Source organism: Bacillota bacterium (assembly GCA_012839765.1).
Lineage (GTDB): Bacteria > Bacillota > Limnochordia > DUMW01 > DUMW01 > DUMW01.
Window position 1 is genome coordinate 1 of record DUMW01000018.1, and the last position, 6387, is coordinate 6387.

Below are 6387 nucleotides of genomic sequence, written 5' to 3' on the forward strand. Positions count from 1 at the left end.
GGTGGCCTAGGCCACCCGCGGGTAGTAGGAATGCTTATCTACAGCAATTGTTGCTTTCGCTTGCGCAGCAGGTACAAAAAGAAGGGCGCTCCAAACACCGCGGTGACCACCCCGACGGGAATCTCCGTGGGTGGGGCCAGGCTCCTGGCGACGGTATCACTGACCACCAAGAACATGGCACCGCCCAAAGCCGCGGTGGGCAACAAAATCCGATGATCCGGCCCCACGATGAGTCGAATTATGTGGGGGACGATAAGCCCCACAAAACCGATGATTCCGCTGACACTCACCGCCGCAGCCACCGTTAAAGAACCGGCCACCAGAAGTAGTCGCTTCAACCGTTCCACATGGACCCCGGCGGTGATGGCCGCCTCCTCACCGAGCATCAGGATGTTTAGATCCCTCGCGAAAATGAGGATCAATACCATACCCAAAAGGATGTAGGGCAAGGCCAGGATCAGATCCCGGTAATTGGCCAAAGCCAGGCTGCCTAGCCCCCAGTACAAAATCTGATACAAATCCTTGCTACTTAACAACATCATCAAGGATACCAAAGCCGAAAGCAAAGCTCCCACCGCAATGCCGGAAAGAAGCAGCGTATCAGCGGGCACCCGCCGCCCCACCTTGGCGATACGATACACCACAAAGGCGGTTCCCAACGCACCAAGAAAAGCACACAAGGGCACAGCCCCGATCCAGGGGATGGGGGAGGTCACACCGAGCACGATGGCTAGGCTGGCCCCAAAGGAGCCTCCACCGGAAATGCCGATCACATAAGGATCCGCCATGGAGTTGCGAAACAGCCCCTGAAAAGACACGCCGGCAATGGATAGACCCGCGCCCACCACCACGCCCACCAATACCCGGGGCAGCCTGACCCGCAAGACGATGATCTCATGGCTAGTGGGCCAATCGGGGGTGATCAGTTTCCCCACCCCAGGGATCCGGCTCAGGATGATCCGAAACGCATTCTTCATGGTAATGTTGGCAGGACCAATGGTGGTAACAAACACACCCACACAGATTAGCCCCACCAGCATGAGGAGCAACACCAAGGTCCATTTTCTACGCTGCCCCAAATCCAATCACTCCTAGTCTACAAGGCCCGGGTAAAACACCTGGGCAATCTCCAACAGGATGCCCGTGGTCCGATAGGTCCCCCGGTTGATGGCATCCAGATTACTCACCTGGTGCACCCGCTTGTTACGCACAGCACTCAAAGCATCCCAGCCGTAAAGCTCATAGACGCTCGTGGCCCCATCGGGATAATACTCGGTGGTGGAAAGGATCACATCAGGATCCTTCTCCAAAAGCACCTCGAAGCTGTAACGGGGCCACTCCTCAATGGACTCCCTGGCGGCATTCAAGCCCCCCGCTACCTCCACCACGTCGCCGATGAAGGTGTTGGGACCTACTGAACTAATGAAGCCTTCGTAAATGCCGATAAGCACAAAGACTTCGGGCTTCTCCCTCTGGGCAGCCACCAGACTCTGCACTTCTGCGATCTCCCGGCGCATCTGGGCCACAATCTCCTCCGCCGCGGCCACCGTATCGGTGATCAGCCCCAGGTTCATAATCCCGCTCATCACTTCCTCCAGGGAACTGGGTTCATAGACGTAAACGGGAACACCCAGTTCTTCGAGGCGGGCAATATGCTGTAAAGTAACGTGCAAGCCCCCGGCAGTCACCACCAGATCTGGTTCCTGGACGATGACCATCTCCAAACTAGGGGTGAAAAAGTCCCCCACCTTGGGCTTGGCTGCCGCCTCTGGCGGGTAGTTGCAAAACTCGGTGACCCCCACGATCCGGTCCGCCAGACCCAACCGGAACAAGTTCTCGGTACTAGCGGGGGCTAGGGAGATAATCCGCTGGGGCCGCTTGGTAACGGTCACCTCACGCCCCAAGGAATCGGTCACTGTAACCGGAAAGGCCTCCACCAGTGGGGTAACCAAAAGGATACTCATAAGCAAAACTAAAATGAACAGTTGTCTGCGAGAATTCATGGGTTAATCCCTCCCTTAAGGATGGTGAAAAATAAAAAAACCCAAACCTGTCGGTCTGGGATCTGGATACAAGGGCGCAAGACGCGCGCTAAGAAAACTCCTGCTTACCAACCCCTTTCCCCGAAGGTGTCTTGGTAAATCCACCACAGGCAGGTCTCCTGGCTCCCGGTTCATTGTCGACTTTTGCCTTCCCACAAAACTGCAGTGGCCTCTTAAAAGCGACTTCCCGGTCACAGTGGCGGGTCCGCGCCGTTTACAGACCAAAGTCGGTCTGCTAGGACTTCCCTATTAAACCTAACCCCACCCCAAGGGTGAAGTGTCGGTACCTGTAGTGACTCCTATTAAGTTGTACGCTATCCATATTCGCCAGCCAACCCCCAGTTCCTCCCTCGCGAAAGATCTTTTTGTTCCTTTTGCCTTTTGGGCCCCACCGTGCTATAATTCCCTTTGAACACAATTTTGTGCACAACCACTCTGGGGTGTCCATCCCAACAAGGGAGATGACCGGTTTGAAACGGGTTGTCAGCGTCAGTATCGGGTCAGCCACCCGCAATAGCAGCTCTGAGATCGAAGTCCTGGGCGAAAGGATCCAAATCGAGCGCATTGGCACCGATGGCGATCTAGAAAAGGCCGCAGCACTCATCCGGGAATTGGATGGTAAGGTGGATGCCATCGGCATCGGCGGCATGGATCTTTACATCGGTTGGGGCCAACACAAGTACGTCTTCCGGGATGCCAAAAAGCTCATTGCAGGAGCCAAACAGACACCCATTGTGGATGGCACTGGACTCAAGGACGGCCTGGAGGCCTATCTGGTGAAATACCTCCAGGAAGCGGGGATTGACTTCTCTGACAAGAAGGTCCTCGTGGTCTCCATGATGGATCGCTTCGGCCTAGGGCAAGCCCTCACCGAAGTCAGTAGGGAGATCATTTATGGTGATCTTATGTTTTGTCTCCAGATCCCCATTCCCCTGAGGCGAGTGTCCTCCCTGAAGGGCTTGGCACGCATCGTAGCACCGGTAATCTGTCAGCTGCCCTTTAAGCTGGTATACCCCACCGGAGCCAAGCAACATGAGATCACACCCCGCTTTCAGAAGTACTATGCCTGGGCCGATGTGATCGCGGGCGACTTTCACTTCATCCGCAAATTTATGCCCGAGGACCTCAGCGGCAAGATGATTATCACCAACACGGTGACACCGGAAAACCGTCGGGAACTGCAGGCCCGCAAAGTGGCTACCTTAGTCACCACCACGCCCAACATTGGTGGTAGGGCCTACGGCACAAACGTTATGGAGGCCCTTTTGGTGGCCATCAGCGGTCGGCCCGCAGGGGAATTGACCCCTGCGGACTACCTGGAGCTACTTTTGAAGATAGGTTTCAAACCCGACATCCAGCAGCTCAACAACTAGTGAGTTTTGGTGAAAGGTGGACCTTACAGTATGCATCCCTATCCCCATTACGTAAATCCCCACCTGGGTGAACTACTAGCCCAAGTGAACATGGATAAGCAATACGTAAAGGCGAAGGATCAATACCTTTACGATCAGGATGGCAATAGATACCTGGACTTCATCGCGGCCTACGGGGCCCTGCCCTTGGGGCACAACCCGGAGGTGATCTGGCAAGCCCTGGAAGAGATCCGCACCAAGGCGGAGCCGAACTTCGTCCAGCCTTCCTACCTGGAGGCCGCCGGGAAACTGGCAGAACGGCTGATTACCCTGGCGGGTAATCAACTGCGCTATGTGACCTTCACCAACAGTGGCGCAGAGACGGTGGAAGCAGCCATCAAGATGGCCCGGGCTGCGACCGGTCGGTTCAAGATCCTCTCCACCAAGAATAGCTTTCACGGGAAGACCCTTGCGGCCCTTTCGGCCACGGGCAATCCCAACTATCAGACAGAATTTTTCGCCCCCCTGCCGGGCTTTACCCATATCCCCTTCGGTGACCTGGAGGCATTGGAGGCCACCCTGGCGGAGGATCCCGAAGGCTACGCAGCCTTTATCGTGGAGCCCATCCAGGGAGAGGGGGGCATCAACGTCCCTCCACCGGGATACCTACGGGCGGCCAAAGAAATCTGCAGCCAATACGGGGTGCTCTTCGTCGTGGACGAGATCCAAACGGGACTAGGCCGCACCGGTGTTCTGTTTGCCTCCGCGGCGGAGGTGGAACCGGACATCATGCTGCTGGCCAAGGCCCTTGGCGGCGGTCTGGTCCCCATCGGGGCTTGTCTTGCCTCCGCAACCGCCTATACCGAGGCCTTTGGCCTGAAACACTCCTCCACCTTCGCCGGCAACGCTATGGGATGTCGGGCGGGGTTGGCGATTTTGGATTACATGGCCGCGGACAACTGGCGTCTTTTGCGGGAAGTTCAGGAAAAGGGCGAATTCTTGCTGGCCGGCTTTAGGGAGATCCAGGCCCGCTATCCGGAAGTGATCACCGATGTGCGGGGCCGGGGCTTCATGATCGGTTTGGAGTTCAATCTGGATCGGGAAGACTATCCCGACTCCCTGTTAGGGATCATGGCGGAACAAGGGATGCTGACGCCAGTCATCTCCAGCTACCTGTTGAATTGCGAGAAGCTACGGGTGGCCCCTACTCTCAATGGCCACGCGGTGGTACGCATCGAACCTCCCCTGATCGTGACCAAAGAGGACTGCCAGTACGCCCTAGAGGCGGTGGAACGGGTGGCTTCCCTCATCCACCGGAAAGACACCGCAGGCCTGGTCCGGCATTTGGCTCCCCAACCGGAGCAAGTGCAGCCTGTGCCACCTCGGCCCATCCGGCCAAAGGTGGAGGTGTCCCCGGCCCAATCAGAGGAAGGTCGCTTCGCCTTCCTGGTGCATCCTTTGGAACTGCGCAACTACGTAGACTTCGACGGCAGCCTGCGGGCCTTTTCCAAAGAACAGCTAGACCACCTGGTCAGCCGTTTCAGTGAGCTGATGGAGCCCTTCGTCATCGCCACCACCCGGATCAAATCCCCCACCGGGGCTAGCGCCTACGGGGAGTTCATCGTGGTCCCCCATACGGCCAAACAGCTTTCCACTATGCCCCGGGAGCAAGCGGTGGAGCATGTAAAAAGAGCAGTGTTGCTGGCCAAGGACAACGGCGCCCAAATTGTGGGCCTAGGGGCCTACACCTCGGTAGTCACCCGGGGTGGCTGGGATGTGCGGAATCTGGGAGTCGCGGTGACTACCGGCAACAGCTACACCGTTGTCTCCGCGGTGGAGGCGGCCATCGCGGCCCTCGACCGCCTGGGACGTTCCCTAGACAAGGTCACCACCGCGGTGGTGGGAGCCACCGGGGCCATCGGGCGCGCCGTCTCCCTCCTGTTGGCCGAGCAGGTACCCCAGTTGATCCTCATCGGCAACCCCCAACGGCCGAAACAGGCTGAACGGAGGCTTAGGGAGATCAGCCATGAGATCTGCCAGCGCATTGCCGAAGCCCGGTTTACAGGTGTGGAATTCCCGGCCACAAGTCTGGCCAGCCACCTACTGCAGATGCCCCTCTTCCCCACAGGGGAGCCTGGCCAGAACGGCTATGGGACCTTCCTGCAGACCCTGGGCACCAACGGTTCACCCCTGGTGCTGACCACCGACGCGGATAAGTATCTGCCCAAGGCAGACCTGATCATCGTGGCCACCAACAGTGTGGAAGAACTGATCGCCCCGACCATGCTCAAACATGGTTGTGTAGTATGTGACCTGTCGCGACCGGCAAACGTCAGCCACCAGGTCAAGGAAGAACGCCCCGATGTCCTTGTCATCGACGGCGGTGTGGTGCAGGTACCGGGACAACCGATCTGGAATTTCGACTTCGGTTTTGAAGACGGAGTGGCCTACGCCTGCATGTCCGAAACCTTCATGCTCGCCTTGGAGAAGCGATATGAAAACATCTCCTTGGGGGTAAACCTGGATCTAGAAACCTTGCTCTTAATGCGGACACTTGCAAAAAAGCACGGTTTTCGCCTGGCGGGACTTCGAAGCTTCGATCGTCCCCTTTCGGAAGAAGCCTGGCAACGGGTCTGGGAAGCCCAAAGACAGACTTCGTAACCCCAAAGCAGTGGCTGTGCCACTGCTTTTTTGTGTCCCATTCTTCCCCAAAGGAGGATTTTTTTATCCTCTAACGAAGAGTATAACTAACCGGTATTTCGCACCCTTGCACGCAGAAGCCGTTGAATTTTTTTCTTAGGTTCTTGCGAGGTATATCCTCTCATCATATCCTGCCAATCTGAGCAACTTCAAAATCTCAGGAGAGGTATTCGTTGGCAAGTAGCGTTCCGTATGAGTCCCGTGGTGAAGGTAAACCACAGAGATATACTGGAGCATGTCCAATATGACCGTAACCGTTGGACGATCCAGGACTCGATTGCCCGGGGCAAGTA

4 protein-coding genes and 1 riboswitch are annotated in these 6387 nt (G+C 56.8%); of the genes, 2 read left to right on the forward strand and 2 right to left on the reverse strand.

All coding sequences use genetic code 11. From position 1 onward, the window contains the following. Nucleotides 1-38 precede the first annotated feature (38 nt). Both GXX57_01825 and GXX57_01830 read right to left on the reverse strand, forming a co-directional pair. Nucleotides 39-1079 carry an iron chelate uptake ABC transporter family permease subunit gene (locus GXX57_01825; GenBank protein ID HHV43394.1) on the reverse strand — a complete coding sequence of 347 codons (1041 nt, stop codon included), beginning with the start codon at nucleotides 1077-1079 and terminating at the stop codon, nucleotides 39-41. 12 nt (nucleotides 1080-1091) lie between these two features. Beyond that, nucleotides 1092-2003, reverse strand: coding sequence for an ABC transporter substrate-binding protein (locus GXX57_01830; protein ID HHV43395.1), 912 nt, complete (start codon nucleotides 2001-2003; stop codon nucleotides 1092-1094). Between the two features lie 130 nt (nucleotides 2004-2133). Further along, a riboswitch (cobalamin riboswitch) is annotated at nucleotides 2134-2348 on the reverse strand. A gap of 164 nt (nucleotides 2349-2512) precedes the next feature. Between GXX57_01830 and GXX57_01835 the strand changes: the two genes are divergently transcribed. Beyond that, nucleotides 2513-3415, forward strand: coding sequence for a quinate 5-dehydrogenase (locus GXX57_01835; protein HHV43396.1), 903 nt, complete (start codon nucleotides 2513-2515; stop codon nucleotides 3413-3415). Nucleotides 3416-3445: 30 nt separating this feature from the next. After that, the gene (locus GXX57_01840) at nucleotides 3446-6055 is read left to right on the forward strand and encodes an aminotransferase class III-fold pyridoxal phosphate-dependent enzyme (protein ID HHV43397.1); all 2610 of its coding nucleotides are present in this window, start codon (nucleotides 3446-3448) and stop codon (nucleotides 6053-6055) included. Nucleotides 6056-6387: the final 332 nt, after the last annotated feature.

What these genes read in the sequence shown, in the direction of transcription:
- GXX57_01840 (HHV43397.1), top strand. Translation starts at nt 3,446, where the DNA reads ATGCATCCCTATCCCCATTACGTAAATCCCCACCTGGGTGAACTACTA.
- GXX57_01830 (HHV43395.1), bottom strand. Translation starts at nt 2,003, where the DNA reads ATGAATTCTCGCAGACAACTGTTCATTTTAGTTTTGCTTATGAGTATC.